This window comes from Candidatus Caldatribacterium saccharofermentans (assembly GCF_050267035.1).
Classification (GTDB): domain Bacteria; phylum Atribacterota; class Atribacteria; order Atribacterales; family Caldatribacteriaceae; genus Caldatribacterium; species Caldatribacterium saccharofermentans.
Genome location: NZ_CP187957.1, coordinates 1,694,339 through 1,714,330, shown reverse-complemented (window position 1 = coordinate 1,714,330; position 19,992 = coordinate 1,694,339). Strand labels below are relative to the sequence as shown.

The window sequence follows — 19,992 nt, the reverse complement described above, 5'->3', positions numbered from 1 at the left end:
CTTACGACTTCGGCCTCTTCGCCCCGTATTTTGAACGACCCTGTCTTCTGTTCTCCACACCGGCTGCATCCAGGGCCCCACGAATGATGTGGTACCGCACCCCAGGAAGATCCTTCACACGACCTCCCCGGATGAGGACGATGGAGTGTTCCTGGAGGTTGTGACCGATCCCCGGAATGTATGCAGTAACCTCCATGCCATTGGTCAGGCGGACACGAGCAACTTTACGCAACGCCGAGTTCGGCTTCTTCGGAGTGATGGTCCAGACCCGAGTACACACCCCTCGTTTCTGAGGTGACCCCTTCAGAGCCGGAGCGCCACTCCGGTTTTTGGGTTTCTTTCTCCCCTCGCGAACAAGCTGGTTAATTGTCGGCATGAATCATCCCCCTCTAATCTTTTTACTCTTCCACGATGGCAGCGCAGGAAGAGCGAACCTCGATGCCACACACCCTGCCGAGATCCCGGGCGTTCTCCACATACTCCACGGGGATATTCTTCTCTCTGGCCAGGGTGACAATTGCCTCCCGAATCGGGGCATCGACATCGAGGGCGACGAAAACCTTCTTCGCCCTCCCCCGCTCTATAGCTCTCTGAGTCTCTCGCATACCCACAACTCTCTTTGCGGTTCGCAGCTCTTCAAGCCCCATAGCCAAAAGCGACAGAGGAATTGTAACAGCACGACACGCTCATGTCAATTCCCCATCGGCTTCATCAACATCCCCATCAGCCTCGAAGTCGAATTCTTCCTGTTCTTCGAATTCTTCCTCTTCTTCGAATTCTTCCTCTTCTTCGAATTCCTCTTCCGGTAGAAACTCCGGGGACTCATCCATGCTCATGAGTTCACGGAGATCAAAGCCTTCTTCCATAAACTCCTCCGTCTGTGCCGCAGCTTCTTCTTTTTCCGTGGAGAGACGAATTCTCCGGTATTTCTCGTAACCTGTGCCTGCGGGAATGAGTTTTCCGATGATGACGTTTTCTTTCAACCCGATGAGCTCGTCGATCTTCCCCTTAATCGCGGCATCAGCAAGAACATGGGTGGTCTGCTGGAACGACGCCGCAGAGAGGAAGCTATCCACAGCAAGGGATGCCTTAGTGATGCCCAGAGCCACAGGTCGTCCTGTGGCAACCTGCTTGAGCCCGGGGAGGTACACGACCTCCTCCACCAGGGTTCGTATTTCCTTCTCCCCTTCCGCATCCCTGAGGAGCAAAAAGCCAACGTTATCTTCAGCAATCTTCACTACGTCATCCCGGTCAATAACTTCTCCAGCTCTCACCAGCACATCGCCGTTTGCACCAACGACGATGTCCTGAGCAGCAACCTTCCCAACCACTTCCTTCTCGAGGAGCTCAATAAGCCTCCCCTCGATGGAGAAGAAACGGCCATCGCTCAGGGGAACTTCCTTGATACCCTCCACAACGAGGCGGCGGGCAACACTCCTGCTTATGGCCTGGCCCGCTTGGATGATGACCTCTCCAGTCTGGGGACTGATGATATCCTTGGCCACTTCCTTGTTCAGAATCTCTTCCCGGAGTACCCGCACAAGGCTCTCTTTTACCGGGAAGACGCGGACGTTCTTCCAGATAACAACTCTTTCAACATCATGCTCTTCAAGGAGGGCGATTTCGCTCTGATCCAGACGCGTGTTGGCAGAAAGGAGAACCTTTCCGGTCTCTGGATCAAGAACGTCCTCAGCAAGAATGGTCCCCCGAAGCTTTTCCCAAGTCGCCTGCTCTCTTACCCGGAGCCGGAGAGGACCAATCTCGCCAAGCCGCTCAAGGAGCGGTTCTTTTAGAACCTCACCCGCCTTGACGAGAACCTTTCCGGATGGCTCCCGAACCTCCTCAACGCACATGCGGTTGAGGAGTTCACTTTCGAGGTTCTTCTGGCCCCTCAGGACCCGAAGGAGCACCCCATCCTTTCGAACCAGGAAGGGCCGGCACTCACTGGAGAGCAAAGCCTCGACGTCCTGAGCTTCAAGGACTCTGCCTCTCGTGAAGAGCGCGTTCCCCGAAACGTCAAGAACATGCTCTTCAAGGACACACCCTTCAAGGAGTTCCTGGGCTTTCTCTTTCAGAAGGGCATTTTCCTCAAGAACACGAGCATTTTCCCTTTCAAAGTCTTCGACAAAAACCATTTCTCCAGACAGGAGATTGGTGTCTCCAGCGTTCTCCACCATAATTTTGTTAAGACGGGCAATCTGGCGGATGATGATTTCGATGTGCTTGTCGTTAATGGCCACACCCTGGGAGATATAGACCGACTGGATCTCCTCAAGGAGGTATTTCTGCACCGCCCTGATACCCTTAATCCTCAGGATATCCTTCGGGTTTATGGGGCCAAGGGTGAGGCGATCCCCAGCCCGAACCCGGTCACCTTCGGTCACCGCAATCTTCACGTCATGAGGGACGAAGTAGGTTCGGACTTCCTGGCTCTCCTCGTCCTCACTCGGCCGGACATAGATTTTCCGGCGGTTGCCAATAACCTCAATCTTCTCCACCACACCGTCCACATCAGAAAGGATAGCCGCCTTCTTAGGCTTTCGTACTTCAAAGAGCTGCTCGACTCGTGGGAGACCCTGAGTGATATCCTCTCCAGCAATACGCACACCACCGGTGTGGAAAGTTCTCATGGTGAGCTGTGTTCCTGGTTCTCCGATGGACTGCGCTGCCACAATACCAACAGCTTCGCCCACGTCCACCAGACGACCGGTGGCAAGATTCCGTCCGTAACATTTGGCACAGACACCGTGTTTCGTCCGGCAGGTCAAAACGGACCGTACCCAGGCCTGACGGATGTTGCGCCTGCGGAGTTCTTCAACCACCCGTTCGTCAATCTCCTCTCCAGCCCGAACGATAATCTCCCCGGTGGTGGCATCCACAATGTCCCGGAGGGCAATTCGCCCAAGAACCCGTTCCTCAAACGGCTCGACAATGTTGTCGTTCTCGTCCCTCAGGTCTTCAAGGAGAATCCCATCATCTGTACCGCAGTCTTCCTCCCGGACGATAACGTCCTGAGCCACGTCCACAAGCCTGCGGGTAAGGTAACCGGACTTGGCCGTCCGCAGGGCAGTATCCGCAAGGCCTTTCCGTGCTCCATGGGTCGAGATAAAGTACTCCAGTACGCTCAATCCCTCACGGAAGTTCGCCTTGATGGGGTACTCGATGATGCGCCCTGACGGGTCAGCCATAAGTCCCCGCATACCGCAGAGCTGGCTCACCTGGCGCACACTCCCTCGAGCACCGGAGGTGGCCATCATGTTCACCGGGTTGAAATCGGGGAGGACTTCGAGGATGGCATCGGCGATCTTGTTCGCCGCATCCGTCCAGACATCCACAACCTTCTGCTCTCGCTCCTCAGCCGTAATAAGCCCCTGGTTGTAGTGTTCGTTGATTTCCTCGACACGGCGGGTAGCCTCTTCAATGATGTGCTCCTTCTCCGGGGGAATCTCGAGATCCAGGACGCTGATGGTGGCTCCGGATTTTGTGGCATAGTGGAATCCTGCCTCTTTAATCCGGTCAAGCATCTCCACCGTGACCTTGTTGCCGAACTTGCGGTAACAGAGGTCCACAATGTCTGAGAGCTTCTTCTTGGTCACCGGCTCGTTGTAGTAGGGCATCCCCTCTGGCAGAAGGCCGTTGAAAATGACCCGCCCGACCGTGGTCTCCAGAACCTCAGGGTGCTTCTCGGTCACTTCCCGGATGAACACCGGCTCGTGAAGGTCCACTTTACCGAACTCATAGGCCATGAGCGCCTCATCGACGCTGTAGAACCTCTTTACTGGCCCCCTCCGGGCCCCAAGAAGGGTGAGGTAGTAGCACCCAAGGACCATATCCTGAGTCGGCACTGCAATGGGTTTTCCGTGCGCTGGAGAGAGGATGTTGTGCGAGGAGAGCATGAGAATCTGCGATTCCGCCTGAGCTTCCGCAGAGAGCGGCACGTGAACCGCCATCTGGTCGCCGTCAAAGTCGGCGTTGAACGCCGGGCACACCAGCGGATGGAGCTGGATGGCGTTCCCCTCAATGAGGACTGGCTGAAATGCCTGGATACTCAGGCGGTGAAGTGTTGGTGCCCGGTTGAGGAGGACCGGGTGTTCGGCAATGACTTCTTCAAGGACGCCCCAGACCTCTTCCCGGGCCTTCTCCACCATCTTCTTCGCACTTTTTATGTTATGAGCAAGCCCCTTATCAACAAGTTTCTTCATGACAAAGGGCTTGAAAAGTTCCAGGGCCATTTTCTTAGGGAGGCCACACTGGTCAAACCGGAGTCTCGGTCCAGCCACAATGACCGATCGACCGGAATAGTCCACCCGCTTCCCCAGAAGGTTCTGGCGGAACCGGCCCTTTTTGCCCCGGAGCATGTCGCTCAGAGACTTCAGTGGACGGTTCCCCGGACCAAGAACAGGGCGACCCCGGCGACCGTTGTCGAAGAGGGCATCAACAGCTTCCTGGAGCATGCGCTTCTCATTCTTGACGATGATTTCCGGTGCTCCGAGCTGCAAAAGACGCTTGAGCCGATTGTTGCGATTGATGACTCTCCGGTAGAGGTCGTTGAGGTCTGACGTGGCAAACCGCCCGCCATCAAGCTGCACCATAGGCCGCAGATCTGGTGGGAGCACGGGGATGACCTCAAGAATCATCCATTCTGGGCGATTTCCCGACTTCAGGAAGGCCTCAACAACCTGGAGGCGCTTGATGAGCTTTTTGGCTTTTTGTCCCGTTGCCTCCTTGAGCTCCTTGCGGAGATCCCGAGCCAGCTGCTGGAGATCAAGGTTTTTCAGAATTTCCCGAACCGCTTCAGCACCCACTCCCGCCCTGAACTCAGGATCGTATCGGGAGAGGAGTTTCGCCTCTGTTTCAAGAATCATCTGGGCGGTCTTGAGTCCCGTCTGCCCGGGGTTGATCACGATGTAACAGGGTTCCTCCACCGTTTCAGAAAGAATGGTTTCCTCAAAGAGATTTCCAAAGGTTTCCCGAAGCTCGTTCACTTCTGATTCAGCAAGCTCGTCATCCCGCTGGTATGGGAAGGCCCGGATATCGACGACTTCAAAGGTGTTTTCATCAATCTGCTCCACTGTAAAGCTCTCCCGGTACTTGGAACGATACCGGGCGTAGTCCTTCAGGCTCAAGCGGTCACCAATGGAGAACGGTAGGGTGTGGACTTCAGTGATCCGGTGGGCAAGTTCTGCCCTGAAAGCGGGATCGTACTTGCTGTAAATTTTGTACTCCGTCTCGCGGATAGTCGCCCCGACTTCGAGGTTGGTCGAACCGGGCTCGATAACCTTGTAGCAATCTTCGCGCTTCCTCCCCGAGGCGAAATACAGCACCTTCTCTAAGTTCTTGGGGAGAATCCCAAGAAGGAGTGCCATTTTGCTCGGGATGCTCTTGAAGTACCAGATGTGCGACACCGGAGCCGCAAGCTCAATGTGGCCAAGACGCTCTCTCCGGACCGAAGCACGGGTGACCTCCACTCCGCAGCGGTCACAGACAATTCCCTTGTCCCGGACTCTCTTGTACTTCCCGCAGTAGCACTCCCAATCCTTCGTGGGACCAAAGATTTTCTCGCAGAACAGACCGTCTTTTTCCGGTTTCAGGGTGCGGTAATTTATGGTTTCGGGCTTCTTCACTTCCCCGTGAGACCACTTGCGAATCTCCTCGGGAGAAGCCAACCCAATTTGAATTGCCCTGATGTCGTTGACGTCCACCAAGGACTCTTCCCCCTTCTTTCACTTTTTCTCTCGACCCTGGAGATTTACGCCAAGGTGTGGGACTTCCTCCTCAGCGCTCTCCATCTCCTCCAGGGAGATTTCTCTCCCCTTCGCGTCAAAAATCTTCACACTCAGACAGAGACTCTGGAGTTCCTTCACGAGCACTTTAAAGGATTCCGGAAGGGACGGCTGCAGCACGTTCTTCCCCTTGACAATAGCCTCATAGGCTTTCACACGTCCAGCAATATCGTCGGACTTCACGGTGAGCATTTCCTGCAGTGTATACGCCGCACCGTAGCCCTCCAGAGCCCACACTTCCATCTCACCAAAACGCTGCCCACCAAACTGGGCCTTCCCACCAAGGGGCTGCTGCGTCACCAGCGAATACGGTCCTGTGGATCGGGCGTGAATCTTGGTCTCCACAAGGTGGGCAAGCTTCATCATGTAGATGTAACCCACGGTTACCTCGTTATCAAAGGGTTCACCAGTCCGACCATCGTAGAGCACCGTCTTCCCCTGAGGGAAGAGACAGAAATCCGGAGACACCCTGTGGTCGAAGAATTCCTCAAAGGGGACACTCCCCTCGGGAGTCCTGGCGTTCTTCATGGCCTCGAGGATCTCTTCCTCCCGGGCACCGTCAAAGGGAGGACTGGCCAGGAACTTCCGTTCTTTGTTCGCCACCCACCCCAGGTGGGTCTCGAGAATCTGCCCGATATTCATTCTTGACGGAACCCCAAGGGGGTTGAGAACGATGTCCACGGGCGTACCATCAGGGAGATAGGGCATATCCTCTTCCGGGAGGATTCGGGCAATAACTCCCTTGTTCCCGTGCCGCCCAGCCATTTTGTCTCCTACCGTGATTTTTCGCTTCTGGGCAACGTACACTTTCACGAGCTTATTGACCCCAGGGGCCAGCTCGTCCCCGTTTTCTCGAGAGAACACCTTCACATCGATAACCTTCCCGTACTCTCCGTGGGGTACCCGAAGCGACGTATCGCGAACCTCCCGGGCTTTCTCTCCAAAAATGGCTCGGAGAAGCTTCTCCTCGGGGGTAAGCTCGGTTTCACCCTTTGGAGTTACTTTGCCCACAAGAATATCCCCGGGTTTCACATCGGCACCAATACGAATGATGCCATCTTCATCGAGATTGCGCAGGGCCTCTTCGCTGAGGTTCGGGATATCCCGGGTGATTTCCTCAGGACCGAGTTTTGTGTCCCTTGCTTCAACTTCGTATTCCTCTATATGAATGGAGGTAAAGATATCCTCCTTCACCAGACGCTCGCTGATGACGATGGCGTCTTCGAAATTCTCTCCTTCCCAGGGCATGAAGGCCACAAGGACATTCCGCCCCAAGGAGACTTCACCCATGCTTGTGCACGGGCCATCGGCAATAATCTGGTTCTCCCTGACGTACTCCCCCTTGCGGACAATGGGTCGGTGGTTGATGCAGGTGCTCTGGTTGGAACGCTGGAACTTCTCGAGGTAGTACACATCTCTTGTTCCGTCCTCTGCCTCAATTTCAATCCGGGTGGAATCGGCGAAGACCACCTTTCCAGCTCTTCTGGCCGTGACCGTGGCCCCCGAATCCTGGGCAACCTTGTACTCTATCCCTGTGCCAATGTAGGGAGGATGGGAGACAAGAAGCGGCACAGCCTGCCGTTGCATGTTGGCTCCCATGAGCGCTCGGTTAGCGTCATTGTGCTCCAGGAAGGGAATGAGTGAAGCGGAAGCACTGAGAATCTGCTGGGGCGAGACGTCCATAAAGTCCACCCGATCCCTGGGCACCTCTATGATTTTCCCCCGGAAGCGGACTACCACCTGATCCGCGGCAATGGACCCGTCGTCGTTGAGTTTTGTGTCAGAAGGAGCGATGTAGTACCGGTCCTCTTCATCAGCCGTCAGGTACACAATGTCATTCGTTACCTTCCCATCAACAACCCGCCGGTATGGTGTTTCGATAAACCCGTACTCATTCACCCGACCGTAGATGCACAAAGAGGTGATGAGACCGATATTCGGTCCCTCCGGTGTCTCAATGGGGCACATCCGACCATAGTGGGTGTAGTGCACGTCCCGGACCTCAAATCCTGCACGTTCCCGACTCAGACCTCCAGGACCAAGAGCACTGAGCCTCCGCTTGTGGGTGAGTTCAGAGAGAGGGTTGACCTGGTCCATGAACTGGGAAAGAGGACTCGAACCCAGGAATTCCCTCAGGGCGGCAATGACAGGCCGGACGTTGATGAGACTCTGGGGTGTCGGGGATTCCGTATCCGGCTGGATGGTCATCCGCTCACGAATGACCTTTTCCACCCGAAGAAGGCCGGTACGGAACTGATTCTGCAGAAGTTCTCCCACAAGACGGGCCCGACGGTTTCCCAGGTGGTCAATGTCATCGCTATATCCGATGCCATCGATGAGGTTGAGGAGATACCGGATGCCCCCCACCACGTCCTCAGGGGCAAGGGTCCGTCCCTTCTTTACCCAGACCCTGGTGATGCCGATTTCCCGGAGATCCCGAATGACCTCAAGGGTCAGAACCGTCTCCTTTGGAACCAGAACCCGCCCGGTCTCCGGGTCAAGGACGTTCCGACTGACCACCCGCCCTTCAAGGTCGTCGGAGAGAACCTCGAGGGTATCATCGGTCTCGATGTAGACCTTCACGGGAAGACTTTCGCTATTTAGGACCGTGACGTATTCAATAGCATATTCTTCGTTGAGTCGTTCAATTTCCTGAGCAATTCTCCGGCTGATACGGTCACCGGCGCGGAGCACAACCCGGTACCTTTCCGGGTCAAAATGTTCCCCAAGGCTCTCCATGCTCCGCACGCAACGCTTCTCCCAGAGGTCGATGACCAGGTCTTCAGCCGCCACAAGCTCCTCGACCCCAACGATCCGTTCCTCGAACTTCAGTTTGTTATTGATTTTGTACCGGCCGACTTCTCCAAGGTCGTAATGGCGGGGATTGAAGAAGAGGTACTTGATGAAATCCCGAGTGTTCTCCTCCGTTGGCGGCTCACTCGGCCGGAGACGACGGAAAATTTCCACAATGGCCTCTTTCGTTGACGAGGAAGGATCTCGTTCCAGGGTCTTTCGAATAAAGGTGTGGTAGTCAAAAAGGGCAAGGATTTCTTCATTCGAGCTATATCCCAAAGCCCGCACCAGCGTACAGGCGTTGATTTTTCTCCGTTTGTCGACCCGGACAAAAAGGATGTCCCCGGGGTCAATGCCAAACTCCAGCCACGCACCCCGGTTGGGGATGATCTTGAAACCGTACTCCACCCTCCCTGTGGGCGTCACCTCCCGGGAGAAGAACATCCCTGGGGAACGGACAAGCTGAGTCACCACAACCCTTTCAGCCCCATTCACCACAAAGGTACCCTTGTCTGTCATGAGCGGGAGATCGCCCATATACACGTCCTGCTCTTTGATTTCGTTGGTGTGCTGGTCAATGAGGCGAACACGAACGTACAGGGGCGCAGCATACGTTCGACCCTTTTCTTTGGCCTCCCGTACGCTGAGCGGCGGCTCCTCCAGTCGGTACCCAAGGTATTCCAGAACGAACTTCCCCGTGAAATCCTGGATGGGGAAGATTTCCAGAAAGACTTCCTCTAATCCCTGGCGCTTCCGTTTTTCAGGGGGGACGTCTTTCTGGAGGAACCACTCGAAGGACTTCTTCTGGATTTCTATGAAGTTCGGCAGCTCAGCACAGGGAGGAATTTTCGCAAAACTTCGCCTCTCAATGTAACCAACGCCCACTGATCACACCACCTTCGGGGGATTTCAATTGGAGTCAGCTCTCAAACACCGAAGAAGAATTCCGCATCTTCACCCTCCCAAACCGACAATTGGTCATTGTAAAAGATTCCCAAAATCGTGTCAATAGGAGGGAAGGAATTTTTAAGATGGCCTTTTTGGAACCCAACGGCTACCGCGAGGTTTTCAGCACCTGGTCGATAATTTTCAAAAATTCCCGATTGGAACGGGTATTCTTCATGCGTTTAATGACCATCTGCGTTGCTTCCTGAGGGTCGACATTGGCAAGAAGCCTCCGGAGCATCCAGATGCGTTCAAGGTCTTCCTTTTTGAGCAGCAACTCCTCCCGGCGGGTTCCCGAGCGGTGGATATCGATGGCGGGGAAAATGCGGCTCTCAGCCAGGGCACGGCTCAGATGGAGCTCCATATTTCCCGTTCCCTTGAACTCCTCGTAGATGACCTCGTCCATGCGGGATCCGGTATCAATGAGCGCCGTGGCAATAATGGTGAGGCTCCCACCCTCCTCGATATTCCTCGCCGCGCCGAAAAACCGCTTTGGCCAGTGGAGGGCAGAGGAATCAATCCCTCCGGAGAGGGTTTTCCCGGTTGTGGGGACAACGAGGTTATTGGCCCGGGCAAGACGGGTAATGCTATCGAGGAGAATCACCACATCTTTTCCCTCTTCGACAAGCCTCTTCGCCCGTTCCAGGGTGAGCTCTGCCACCCGGATGTGGTTTTCCGGCCTCTGGTCAAAGGTTGAAGCAATGACATGTCCTTTCACCGAGCGTTCCATCTGCGTGACTTCCTCAGGACGCTCATCAATGAGGAGGACAATCAGCACAACGTCTGGATAGTTCGTAGTAATGCCATTGGCGATTTTCTCAAGGAGGATTGTTTTCCCAGCCTTGGGTGGGGCAACAATGAGTCCCCGCTGTCCTTTCCCGATAGGAGCAAAAATATCGATGATGCGGGTGGCAATCTCGTCAGGTGTTGTCTCAAGAACATATTGCTTATTCGGGAAAATGGGGGTCAGATTCTCAAAGAGAGGACGCTTTTTCGCCTGTTCTGGGTCTTCGTCGTTAATTGCCTCAATACGCAGAAGGGCGTAGTACCGTTCTCCCTCTTTGGGTGGGCGAACCTGACCGGCGACTTTGTCCCCGCTACTCAAGCCGAAGCGCTTGATCTGCGAGGGCGAAACGTACACATCGTTCTCGCTCGGTGCAAAGTCATCGGCAGTCCGCAGAAACCCGTACCCTTCAGGGGTGATTTCCAGAATTCCCTCACTGAAAAGGTATCCCTTCGCTTCCGCACCCTTTTTCAGGATCTCGAAGATGAGGTCGTTTTTCCGTTTCCGGCTATAGCCTGAAATGCCAAGGCTCTGGGCGATTTCGGCAAGCTCGCTGTTCGTTTTTGCCTTCAGCTCTGCCAAGGTGTACTGAGGGATTTCGACCTTCCTTTCTTCTTCTTTTTCTTCGGTTACGATTTCCATGTGGTTGTTTTCAGTCACCACGTGAACCTCCTCCCGCTCTCTTTTTCACTCAAGGAGTTTCTCAGCCAGAACAACATGTTCCACCCGGTCAACGTCAAAACCAATTTCGGCATAAGGCGTGATGATTGCCCGACCTCTCATCCCCAGGATGCGCTCCACTCGATCCTCGATGTCACGAATGGAAAGACGTCGCAAGAGAAGCTTCAGGATAATCCTAAACCCTAAAAGTCGGGCAATGGCCACAGGACTCTTCCGGAGAGCGACAACACGGGCAATCCAATCCCTCTTTGCCTCCACCACTTTGGGATCAAGAAGCAGCAAATTCCCCCCTGTGAAACACCCCTCCTTAAGGCAGACAAATGTTCGTTTCCCCTTCCCTATTCTGGCCTCGTAGCTCTCCTTCCGAACTATGGGGTAGTAGAAATCCGCGGTCACTTCCGCGCACCGGGCAAGGAAATCCCGAACCGCTTCAGCCCGGAGAAGGGGCAGGTCACTTGTGGCTACAAGAACTTTCTCCTGTGCCTTAAGAACCTCAAGACCTCTGAGCGTGCTCTCAAAAGGGTCATCTCCTGCTGGGACAACAGCATCAACCCGGGTCCCGATTCGTGCCTGGAGCACATGAACTGGTCCAACAACGACTATTCTTCCAACTGAGGATACGTTCCTGAGGGCCTCTATAACATACTCTATCATAAATTTCCCCCGAATGACAAGAAGGGCACGGTTGAGAACACCAAATTTTTTTTCGATCTCCCCATCCTGACTTCCCCCCGCAAGAATCACAGCATCAGGCATGGTTCTCCCCTCCATGGTCTCCACAGCGAGTCACAGTCCAGAGAGCAGACAATCCTCGCTTCCGGAGTCGGTCAACCACCGTCTCACCCTCTTCCCTGCTTCCCACAACCCCCACAAGGGTTGAGCCACTCCCCGTGAGGAAAGCCTTCCGACACCCAAGCTTAAGGAGGAGATTCCGGTACTTGAGGAGCACGGGGTACTCCTCAAAAAGAACCTCCTCAAAGTCATTCCATATGACTTCCTCAATACCCCCGGGGTCCTGCCTTTTGAGAAACGCAACGAGCCGCTCTTCCAGCGAAAAGCCCCCCTCGCGTTTTCGCTCATCCCACTTCCTGTATGCCCAGGAGGTGGAAACGGGAAAAGGAGGGAAAAGGAGGACTAGATGACGGCGTGGAGGGAAAGAAAGCGGCGTGACCCGTTCCCCGCGTCCCTCAACCAGGGCAAAGGGAGCACCAACCACAAAAAAGGGAATATCCGAACCGAGGGACAGGGAAAGCGCCACAAGCTCCTCAAGCTGGGGGCGGTACCCTGCAAGTTGCGGGAGGAACCGCAAAAGTGCGGCGGCATTGCTACTCCCTCCTCCCAGCCCTCCCCCCGGAGGAATGGATTTCTTTACCGTGATGGCAAAACGCATCCGGGAAAGCTCGGGGAAGGCTCCCCGCAGGACGTCAACCGTCTTCTGTAAGAGGCTATCCTCCCCCAGGGGGATTGAGAAGTTGCACGAGAAAGCGTCCGAAGAAGCAAGAGTGATATGAATTTCATCGGCAAGCTCAACCTGCTGCATGAGGGAGGTGATATCGTGGTACCCATCCTGACGAAGTCCTCGTATTGCGAGGAACCAGTTGATCTTGGCGTAGGAGTACAGCACATAAGCGGTTCTCTCATCCCCATGCATGGGCCACCCACCTGCAGGCGTTCTCAAAGGAGACCACATCCATCTCCAGAGGGAAACAGAAGCGTTCAATCACCCGGAGAAACCCTTCCCGGTCTCCCCGCACAAAGACCGTCAGGGGCCCCGGTTTCTGAGGCTGGCCCAAAGGCAAGAATTTCCCAACCTCTTGGGCACAGCTTACTGCAGGGTTCACGATGGGGAAAAGCCCCCGAGCAAGCTCTTCAAAAAAGGTACTGATGAGGGCGAAATGGGTGCACCCCATGATGACGCCCCGTACACCCCGGGCATGGAGTGCCTCAAGACGCTCCCGCGCCCAGAGCCGCCACGAAGGGGTATCGAACACTCCCCCTTCCACAGCCTCGATGAACTCCGGCCAGGCCTCCTCAACTACCTCAACCCCTGGCCGGAAACGGGTAAGGGCCTGGCGAAAGGCTCCCACGCGAATGGTTGCCCGGGTGGCCAGAACACCTATCGCTCCCTCCTGAACCACCGCCAGGGCTTCCCGGCACGCCGGTTCAACAATGCCAAGTATCGGGAGGGTATACCTTTTCCGAAGCTCCGGAAGGAGAAGGGAACTCACCGTGCCACAGGCCACAACAAGAAGTCCTACTTTTATCCCGTGAACGAGAAAATCCACAACGGGCTGCACAATTGGCGCAAGCTCCTCCTTTCGCTTCTCCCCATAGGGGAAATGCAGGGGGTCGGCAAAGTAGACGATGGGACAGAAAGGGAAGAGCTTTCGCACCTCGAGGACCACACTGAACCCACCAATGCCGGAATCCATGATGCCAATGGGCGCGGATTTCAAACCTGTCCTCTCCTCTGACGAAAATCGCATGAGGCCTTTAAAAATCCCAGAAAGAGCGGATGGGGACGATTGGGACGGGACTTGAACTCGGGATGGAACTGCACACCCACAAAAAAAGGGTGCTCCCGGAACTCCACAATCTCAACAACCTGGTACTCCGGATTGAACCCCGCCATCACCATGCCCCTTTTCTCAAGCTGGTCCACAAAGTACTCATTGAGCTCGTACCGGTGACGGTGCCGCTCCCATATTTCCTCCTGGCCGTAGAGGGCGAAACTCTGCGAGGACCGCTCAAGGAGACAGCGGTAATTCCCAAGGCGCATCGTACCGCCCTTATTTCGCATTCCCCGCTGAGAGGGAAGGAGGTCAATGACTGGATGGGTCGTATCGGGGTTGAACTCAGTGGAATGTGCATCGGAAAATCCAAGAACATTCCGGGCAAATTCAATCACCGCCACCTGCATCCCAAGGCATATCCCCAAAAAGGGAACACCCCGTTCACGGGCATACCGTACTGCCTCGATTTTCCCCTCAATCCCCCGGTGTCCGAATCCTCCAGGAACAAGGACACCATCAACTCCGGAGAGGACATCAGCAACGTTCGTCTCTTTCAGCATACCCGCCTCAATCGGGCGGATGACCACCTGAACTCCCAGGGAAGCAGCACTGTGCTTGAGGGCTTCGCAGATACTGAGGTAAGCATCCTTGGATTCCACGTATTTCCCCACAAGACCAATCACAACGCTGTCTTTCGCCCCCTTCATTCGCTGCACCATATCCGACCAGCCGGCCAGGTCTGCCTCATGAGCGCTCAGCCCGAGCTTGGCTGTAACAAGGTCTCCAACGCCACGCTCTTCAAGAACCAGGGGAACCTCGTAAATCGACGGAACGTCCATAAGGGGAACAATAGCTTCCTTTTCGATGTCACAGAAAAGGGCGATTTTCGAAATTACCTCGGCAGTGATGGGTCGAGAGGACCTGCACACGATGACATCAGGTTGAATGCCAATGCTCCGGAGTTCCTTCACGCTGTGTTGAGTGGGTTTGGACTTTAACTCTCCTGCCGCCTCAATGTACGGGACAAGAGTGACGTGGACATAGAGGCAATTGTCCTTACCGATGTCGTTTTTAATCTGCCGGATGGCCTCAAGGAAAGGCAACCCCTCGATATCCCCCACCGTTCCTCCAATCTCCACAATCGAGACCTCCGCTCCGCTTGCTTCCCGGAGACGGAAAATCTCTTCTTTAATCTGATTGGTAATATGGGGAATCACCTGGACGGTGGCCCCCAGGAAATCTCCCCGCCGTTCCTTGTCGATAACTGAGCTATAGATTTTCCCTGTGGTGACGTTACTTGATTTTGAGAGTTCCTCATCGATAAACCTCTCGTAGTGTCCAAGGTCAAGGTCTGTCTCTCCCCCATCGTACGTGACAAAAACCTCTCCGTGCTGATACGGATTCATGGTACCGGCATCCACATTGAGGTAGGGGTCGAATTTCTGCATCGTGACTTTCACCCCGCGGCTCTTGAGGATTCTCCCCAAAGAGGCCGCAGTGATGCCTTTTCCCAGGGAGGAGACAACCCCACCCGTCACAAAAATATACTTCCCAGCCTTTTTCCCCATGGTCTCAACCTCGCTCACATGCTCTCCGGAACCGAGATCCCAAGGAGCTCCAGGGCATTTCGCAGCACAATCTGGGTGAGTCGACACAGAGTCAGGCGAAAGGCCGTACGTGGAGTGTTTTCCTCGTCGAGGATTCGATGGAGATTGTAGAAGGCGTGAAAAGTCCCCGCAAGGTCGTGGAGGTAGTTGCAGAGAAGGTACGGCTGCCGGAGAAGGGCGCTCTGTTTCACGACCTCCGGGAAGTACACGATGGCCCTGGCAATGTCCCGCTCTTCCTCGTTCTCAAAGCCAGGACAGAGCGCCTCTGCAGAAGGTGCCCACTCCACACCTCGCTTTCTGGCTTCCCGGAAAACCGAAACAATCCGGGCATGGGCATACTGCACGTAGTACACCGGATTGTCCATGGATTGGCGCTTTGCCTCCTCTACATCGAACTCAAGGTGCGCTTCAGGATCCCGCATGAGGAAGTAATACCGGGCCACATCTACCCCCACTTCGTCAATCAGGCTTCGCAGAGGCACAAATTCCCCCTGTCGTGTGGACATCCGTTCCGGCTGTCCTCCGCGAAGGAGTGTTACAAACTGGACAATAAAGACCTCGAGGAAGTCCTCAGGAAGCCCCAGAGCCCGCATGGCAGCGTACATCCTCGGGATGTACCCGTGGTGGTCAGCTCCCCAGATGTCGATGACCCGCTCAAACCCCCGCTTCCATTTGTTCCAGTGGTAAGCAATGTCAGAAGCAAAGTACGTTGGCGCTCCGTTTTCCCGTACCAGTACCCGGTCCTTGTCGTCCCCCCAGAGAGTCGTCCGAAGCCACAGAGCCCCATCCTTCTCGTACGTGTACCCCCTCTCCCGGAGGAGTGAGAGCACGTACTCCACCTCTCCATTCTCGTACAGTGAGCGCTCGCTGAACCACACATCAAAGGAAACCCGGAAATCGTCAAGATCCCTCCGGATGTTCTCAAGGATTTTCCCCACAGCATATTCCCGGAAAACCCTTGCCCTCTCCTCCTCCGGTAGGTGGAGGAGAGCTGCTCCGCGCTCTTTGAAGAGTTCCCGGGCAATGTCCACCAGGTATTCTCCCCGGTATCCCCCCTCAGGGATATCCGCCTCTTCTCCAAGGAGCTGGCGGAAACGGGCTTCAAGAGAAGCCCCAAGGAGCTCTATCTGTTTCCCTGCATCGTTGATGTAATACTCCTTCTCAACCTGAAAGCCTGCTTTTTTCAGGATCCTGGCTAAAGCATCGCCGAAGGCCGCACACTTCCCATGTCCCACATGGAGAGGCCCGGTGGGGTTGACGCTCACAAACTCCACTTGAATTCTCTTTCCCTTGCCAAGGTCAATCTCTCCAAAACGTTCGTCCTCCTCCAGGACTCTGGCGAGGAGCTTCAGAAGAAAACCATCCTCAAGGATGAAGTTGATGAAGCCCCCTCCAGCCACTTCAACCCGGGCCATACCCGAAAGCAGCTCCTGAAGAACTCCCCGGAGGTCCTGCGCCACCTCTCTTGGCGGACGCTTCGCAATACGGGCCAAAAGAAAAGCAACATTGGTGGCAAAGTCCCCGTGTTTCTTTTCCCGCGTTGGCTCAACCACAAACTCGACATGTTCCCAAGAAGAGTCGAAAGACCGAAGGGCTTCACAGACCTTTTCTCTGAGCGATTCAAGAATGAGGTAACTCATCGTCGCTCTCCCCAGTTCTACGAGTCCTCCTGGAATCCTGGGTCATTATATATTTTTTTCTCCCTCGCTTCAACCAAAAAGAAAGGGAGCTCCTGCTCTCCCTGAGGAAGAGCTCCCTCGAAGTGCTGACAAAGCTCGGTCTTGTCCTTCCTCCACACTCATGGTAAGCTCATGGGAGAAGTGCCACCAAAGGACAGCAGGAGGAGACCATGGAGTACTTCCTTGGGATTGATCTTGGAACTCAGAGTGTCAAGGTCGTCTGTTACGACGAGGAGGGGAATTTTGTCGCCTTAGCGAGTCGGGAATACTCCATTCTGACCCCAACCCCGGGGTATGCAGAGCAACATCCGGAGACCTGGTGGGAAAAAACCAGAGAAGCCATACAGGAGGTTCTTGCCACCCTCCCGGAGCCTACAATCCGGGCCCTGAGTTTTTCCGGACAGATGCACGGAACAGTGATGCTTGATGAAAGTCTCGTCCCCCTGTACCCAGCCATCATCTGGGCCGACCAGAGAAGTCACCAGGAAGCCCGGGAAATCCGAGAAAAAGTCGGTGAATACCTAAAACTTGCGGGAAGCGATGTTGCCACAGGCTTTATGGCGGCAACGCTTCTTTGGGTTCGAAGAAACCTCCCGGATGTCTACCGCCGGGTCCGCTTCGTTCTTCTTCCCAAAGACTTCTTGAAGGTGAAACTGGGGCTCCCTCCCACAACGGATGTTGCCGACGCCTCCTCAACGCTCCTTTTCAACATTCGCCTGCGGAACTGGTCGGAAGAAATCCTCGCCGCTCTTGGCCTTGACCGGGCGATTTTCCCTCCTGTCCATGAGTCCACCCAGGTCATAGGACAGGTGGCAAGAAACGTCCGGGAAGAATTGGGAATGAAAGGGCCTTGCCTTGTGGTGGCAGGAGCAGGAGACCAGCACTGTGCCGCTTTAGGGAACGGCGTCACCGATGAGGGAGAACTCCTCGTCACCATCGGCACCGGAGGACAGGTTTTCACCCCGATCACGCAGCCCCTTGTGGATGCGAAGCTTCGCATCCACACCTTCTGCCACGCCGTCCCGGGATTCTGGCACCTCCTTGGGGCCACGCTCTGCGCAGGGCTTTCCCTGAGCTGGTTCAAGAAGTCCATCCTCGACTCAGGCACACACGTTTTCGACTTCCGCAACCTCGACCAGGAAGCGCAAAAGGTCGACGCCGGATGCAATGGATTGCTCTTCTTTCCTTACCTCATTGGAGAGCGCACCCCGTACATGGACCCTCATGCCCGGGGTGCTTTCGTGAATCTCCACCTTACCCACCAGCGAGGGCATTTCGTCCGGGCCATCATGGAAGGAGTGGGTTTCGGCCTCAGGAACGCCGTTGAGGTGTTCCGTGAGCTCGGAGTCGACTTCCAGCGAACGGTCTTTTCAGGAGGCGGGGCAAGGAGCAACCTCTGGCGGCGAATCGTTGCCTCGATCCTCGACATGCCCCTTTTCACCACCCAGGTCAGGGAAGAGGCCGCCACTGGGGCGTGTATCCTCGCGATGGTCGGCAGCGGACGCTTCGGAAGCGTCGATGAGGCCACACGAGTCCTCGTCCAGTATACCCACCCTACGCTCCCTGATCCAGCGTGGGTGGAGGTATACCACAGGCTGTACCAGAAATTCCAGAAGGGATACACTGCCCTCCGCGAACTCTCCCCGGGAACCTAACCCTTTTTCCGGAACTCGTGGGAGATTTGCTCAATCCGGGCAAACCGCTCCGCGTCGATGTCGATGTGGAAGACCTGAGCAATGACCTGGGTCCACCCGTGGATGAAGTATATCCACCCGTCTTCCACGTGGAGATGTCGCTCTTTTGCCTGCGCCAGGGCCTGGTGCATGAACTTGAGATCCCCCCGGTAGTTCAGCTCCCAAACGAGGCTGTGCATGGGGAAAACGCACGCATCGGTGAGAGGAGAGCCAGGACGGTCCTTGCCAAGTCCTGTGGCATTCACGATGAGAGAGTACGGCTTGACCCGCGCCAAAACTGCATCGTTCACCTCAGACGTGGGGGCATGGATGTACTCTGCATCGACATTGGGGTTGATTTTGGGCATGAGTTCTTTCATCGCTTCAAGGCGAGGGGTACTGCGGTTCGTTACGTAGAGCTTCGTGGGCATGTTGTCCTTCTTTTTGGGATCAAAAAGATACGCAGCAATCGCCCGGGCACTGCCCCCTGCCCCCATGATGAAGACTTCCCCACCGTGCTCTTTCCAGAAATTGGGCGGGATGAACGCCTCCATGGCCAGGCCGCTTGAGATGGGATCCTTGGCATGTCCCTCAAGGCGCCCGTTGTTCTTCGAGATTGAAGAGAGCTCTCCAAAAAGCTGGGCATAGGGGTCAAGGTAATCGAAAAGGTCTCTGGCTGCCTCATAGAGGTCAATCTTGTGGGTTGTGACAAGCGCTCCAAGAGAGAGCGGGTCCTCTTTGATGAAGGACACCACCTCCCGGTAGACCTCCCGGGGCGCATGGATCTCGATGTCTATCCCTTTGAGGACTGCATCCTTGAGTCCCAGCTCTTGAGCCCAGAGCGGGAAAAGCTTCATGATCGAGGACTGGGATGTGGTAACCCCGATGAAGTACATCGTGGGTTGCGTTGCCTTTTCAGGAAGCCGAAAGCCCATGCCTCATCCTCCTCACCTTTTAGGTTTCCATTTCGGGTTCTCCCGCACGACAACCTGTCCATCCTCTTCAAGGACGACCTTCGGAAAGCCCGTCTCCTCGATCGTGGCGTAATCATGCCCTGCGTCAGCCGGGAAAATGCAGTAGAAGATGAGGGGTTCTCTCCCCACGTTAACGGAACGATGCGACCAGAAAGGCGGAATGTACGAGGCCGTCCCGGGATACATGGGAAGGACCTCACACTCTCCTTCCGGTGACGCCATGATGAGTCGACCTTCACCGCGGAGGCAAAAGTAAATCTCGGCGGTGTCGAGTTTCTCGTGGAGGTGTCCCTTGGTCAGGAAGAACTCCTGTCCGACCTTCCCGGGGTAAATAATGGTCGTGCAATGGGCGAGGTGCCCGGGTTCCTCGGGAATCTCAGCGTAGATGACCTCGTAGACGAGAGGGTCTCCTTCCCGAAGCATGGCTTCTGCCGCCTCCTGGTTCTGGAAGATGTACCTCACATCGCTGAGACGGCGCACAACCCTTTTCCCTGGCTTCAACTCTCCAGTGGTGAAGTCCACAAAAACGTTGAATGGTTTCATAGCGGATCTCCTCGCTT

At 55.2% G+C, this 19,992-nt stretch carries 13 protein-coding genes; 1 reads left to right on the top strand and 12 read right to left on the bottom strand.

Features of this window, described 5'->3' with window-relative positions; translation table 11 throughout:
• Position 1 precedes the first annotated feature (1 nt).
• The 10 genes from rpsL to argS all read right to left on the bottom strand — a co-directional run bounded on the left by rpsL (position 2) and on the right by argS (position 16,746).
• Positions 2-376: a 30S ribosomal protein S12 gene (gene rpsL / locus ACPT9Q_RS08660; RefSeq protein WP_017873157.1), complete on the bottom strand. Its 375-nt coding sequence runs from the start codon at positions 374-376 to the stop codon at positions 2-4.
• A gap of 22 nt (positions 377-398) precedes the next feature.
• Positions 399-605, bottom strand: a complete 207-nt coding sequence (locus ACPT9Q_RS08655; protein ID WP_017873158.1) for a ribosomal L7Ae/L30e/S12e/Gadd45 family protein — start codon at positions 603-605, stop codon at positions 399-401.
• Positions 606-686: 81 nt separating this feature from the next.
• Positions 687-5,705: a DNA-directed RNA polymerase subunit beta' gene (gene rpoC / locus ACPT9Q_RS08650; RefSeq protein WP_427365603.1), complete on the bottom strand. Its 5,019-nt coding sequence runs from the start codon at positions 5,703-5,705 to the stop codon at positions 687-689.
• 18 nt (positions 5,706-5,723) lie between these two features.
• Positions 5,724-9,461, bottom strand: coding sequence for a DNA-directed RNA polymerase subunit beta (gene rpoB / locus ACPT9Q_RS08645; protein ID WP_017873160.1), 3,738 nt, complete (start codon positions 9,459-9,461; stop codon positions 5,724-5,726).
• A gap of 169 nt (positions 9,462-9,630) precedes the next feature.
• Positions 9,631-10,965, bottom strand: a complete 1,335-nt coding sequence (gene rho, locus ACPT9Q_RS08640; RefSeq protein WP_427365602.1) for a transcription termination factor Rho — start codon at positions 10,963-10,965, stop codon at positions 9,631-9,633.
• A 27-nt stretch (positions 10,966-10,992) separates the two neighbouring features.
• The gene (locus tag ACPT9Q_RS08635; protein WP_017873162.1) at positions 10,993-11,742 is read right to left on the bottom strand and encodes an NTP transferase domain-containing protein; all 750 of its coding nucleotides are present in this window, start codon (positions 11,740-11,742) and stop codon (positions 10,993-10,995) included.
• Positions 11,735-12,637, bottom strand: coding sequence for a 4-(cytidine 5'-diphospho)-2-C-methyl-D-erythritol kinase (ispE, locus tag ACPT9Q_RS08630; protein ID WP_427365601.1), 903 nt, complete (start codon positions 12,635-12,637; stop codon positions 11,735-11,737). The genes ACPT9Q_RS08635 and ispE overlap by 8 nt, the downstream gene beginning before the upstream one ends.
• A complete protein-coding gene (murI, locus tag ACPT9Q_RS08625) occupies positions 12,624-13,442 on the bottom strand; it encodes a glutamate racemase (RefSeq protein ID WP_427365600.1) in 819 nt (272 codons plus the stop codon). The genes ispE and murI overlap by 14 nt, the downstream gene beginning before the upstream one ends.
• Positions 13,439-15,067 carry a CTP synthase gene (locus ACPT9Q_RS08620; protein ID WP_427366753.1) on the bottom strand — a complete coding sequence of 543 codons (1,629 nt, stop codon included), beginning with the start codon at positions 15,065-15,067 and terminating at the stop codon, positions 13,439-13,441. Before ACPT9Q_RS08620 ends, murI begins: the two co-directional genes overlap by 4 nt.
• 14 nt (positions 15,068-15,081) lie before the next feature.
• Complete coding sequence (gene argS / locus ACPT9Q_RS08615) at positions 15,082-16,746, bottom strand: arginine--tRNA ligase (RefSeq protein ID WP_427365599.1); 1,665 nt, start codon at positions 16,744-16,746, stop codon at positions 15,082-15,084.
• 209 nt (positions 16,747-16,955) lie between these two features.
• Between argS and xylB the strand changes: the two genes are divergently transcribed.
• On the top strand, positions 16,956-18,440 hold the full coding sequence (gene xylB / locus ACPT9Q_RS08610) for a xylulokinase (protein ID WP_427365598.1): 1,485 nt from the start codon (positions 16,956-16,958) through the stop codon (positions 18,438-18,440).
• Here the strand turns inward: xylB and ACPT9Q_RS08605 are convergent.
• Positions 18,437-19,393 (bottom strand): shikimate dehydrogenase family protein, encoded by a 957-nt coding sequence (locus ACPT9Q_RS08605; RefSeq protein WP_427365597.1) that lies wholly within the window; start codon positions 19,391-19,393, stop codon positions 18,437-18,439. The genes xylB and ACPT9Q_RS08605 overlap by 4 nt on opposite strands.
• 12 nt (positions 19,394-19,405) lie before the next feature.
• A complete protein-coding gene (locus tag ACPT9Q_RS08600; RefSeq protein ID WP_017873055.1) occupies positions 19,406-19,975 on the bottom strand; it encodes a glucose-6-phosphate isomerase family protein in 570 nt (189 codons plus the stop codon).
• Between the last annotated feature and the right edge of the window lie 17 nt (positions 19,976-19,992).

Excerpts from the sequence above, each read along its gene's own strand:
- rpsL (WP_017873157.1), bottom strand. The coding sequence starts at position 376 with ATGCCGACAATTAACCAGCTTGTTCGCGAGGGGAGAAAGAAACCCAAA.
- ACPT9Q_RS08655 (WP_017873158.1), bottom strand. The coding sequence starts at position 605 with ATGCGAGAGACTCAGAGAGCTATAGAGCGGGGGAGGGCGAAGAAGGTT.
- ACPT9Q_RS08635 (WP_017873162.1), bottom strand. The coding sequence starts at position 11,742 with ATGCCTGATGCTGTGATTCTTGCGGGGGGAAGTCAGGATGGGGAGATC.
- ispE (WP_427365601.1), bottom strand. The coding sequence starts at position 12,637 with ATGCATGGGGATGAGAGAACCGCTTATGTGCTGTACTCCTACGCCAAG.
- ACPT9Q_RS08620 (WP_427366753.1), bottom strand. The coding sequence starts at position 15,067 with ATGGGGAAAAAGGCTGGGAAGTATATTTTTGTGACGGGTGGGGTTGTC.
- argS (WP_427365599.1), bottom strand. The coding sequence starts at position 16,746 with ATGAGTTACCTCATTCTTGAATCGCTCAGAGAAAAGGTCTGTGAAGCC.
- xylB (WP_427365598.1), top strand. The coding sequence starts at position 16,956 with ATGGAGTACTTCCTTGGGATTGATCTTGGAACTCAGAGTGTCAAGGTC.
- ACPT9Q_RS08605 (WP_427365597.1), bottom strand. The coding sequence starts at position 19,393 with ATGGGCTTTCGGCTTCCTGAAAAGGCAACGCAACCCACGATGTACTTC.
- ACPT9Q_RS08600 (WP_017873055.1), bottom strand. The coding sequence starts at position 19,975 with ATGAAACCATTCAACGTTTTTGTGGACTTCACCACTGGAGAGTTGAAG.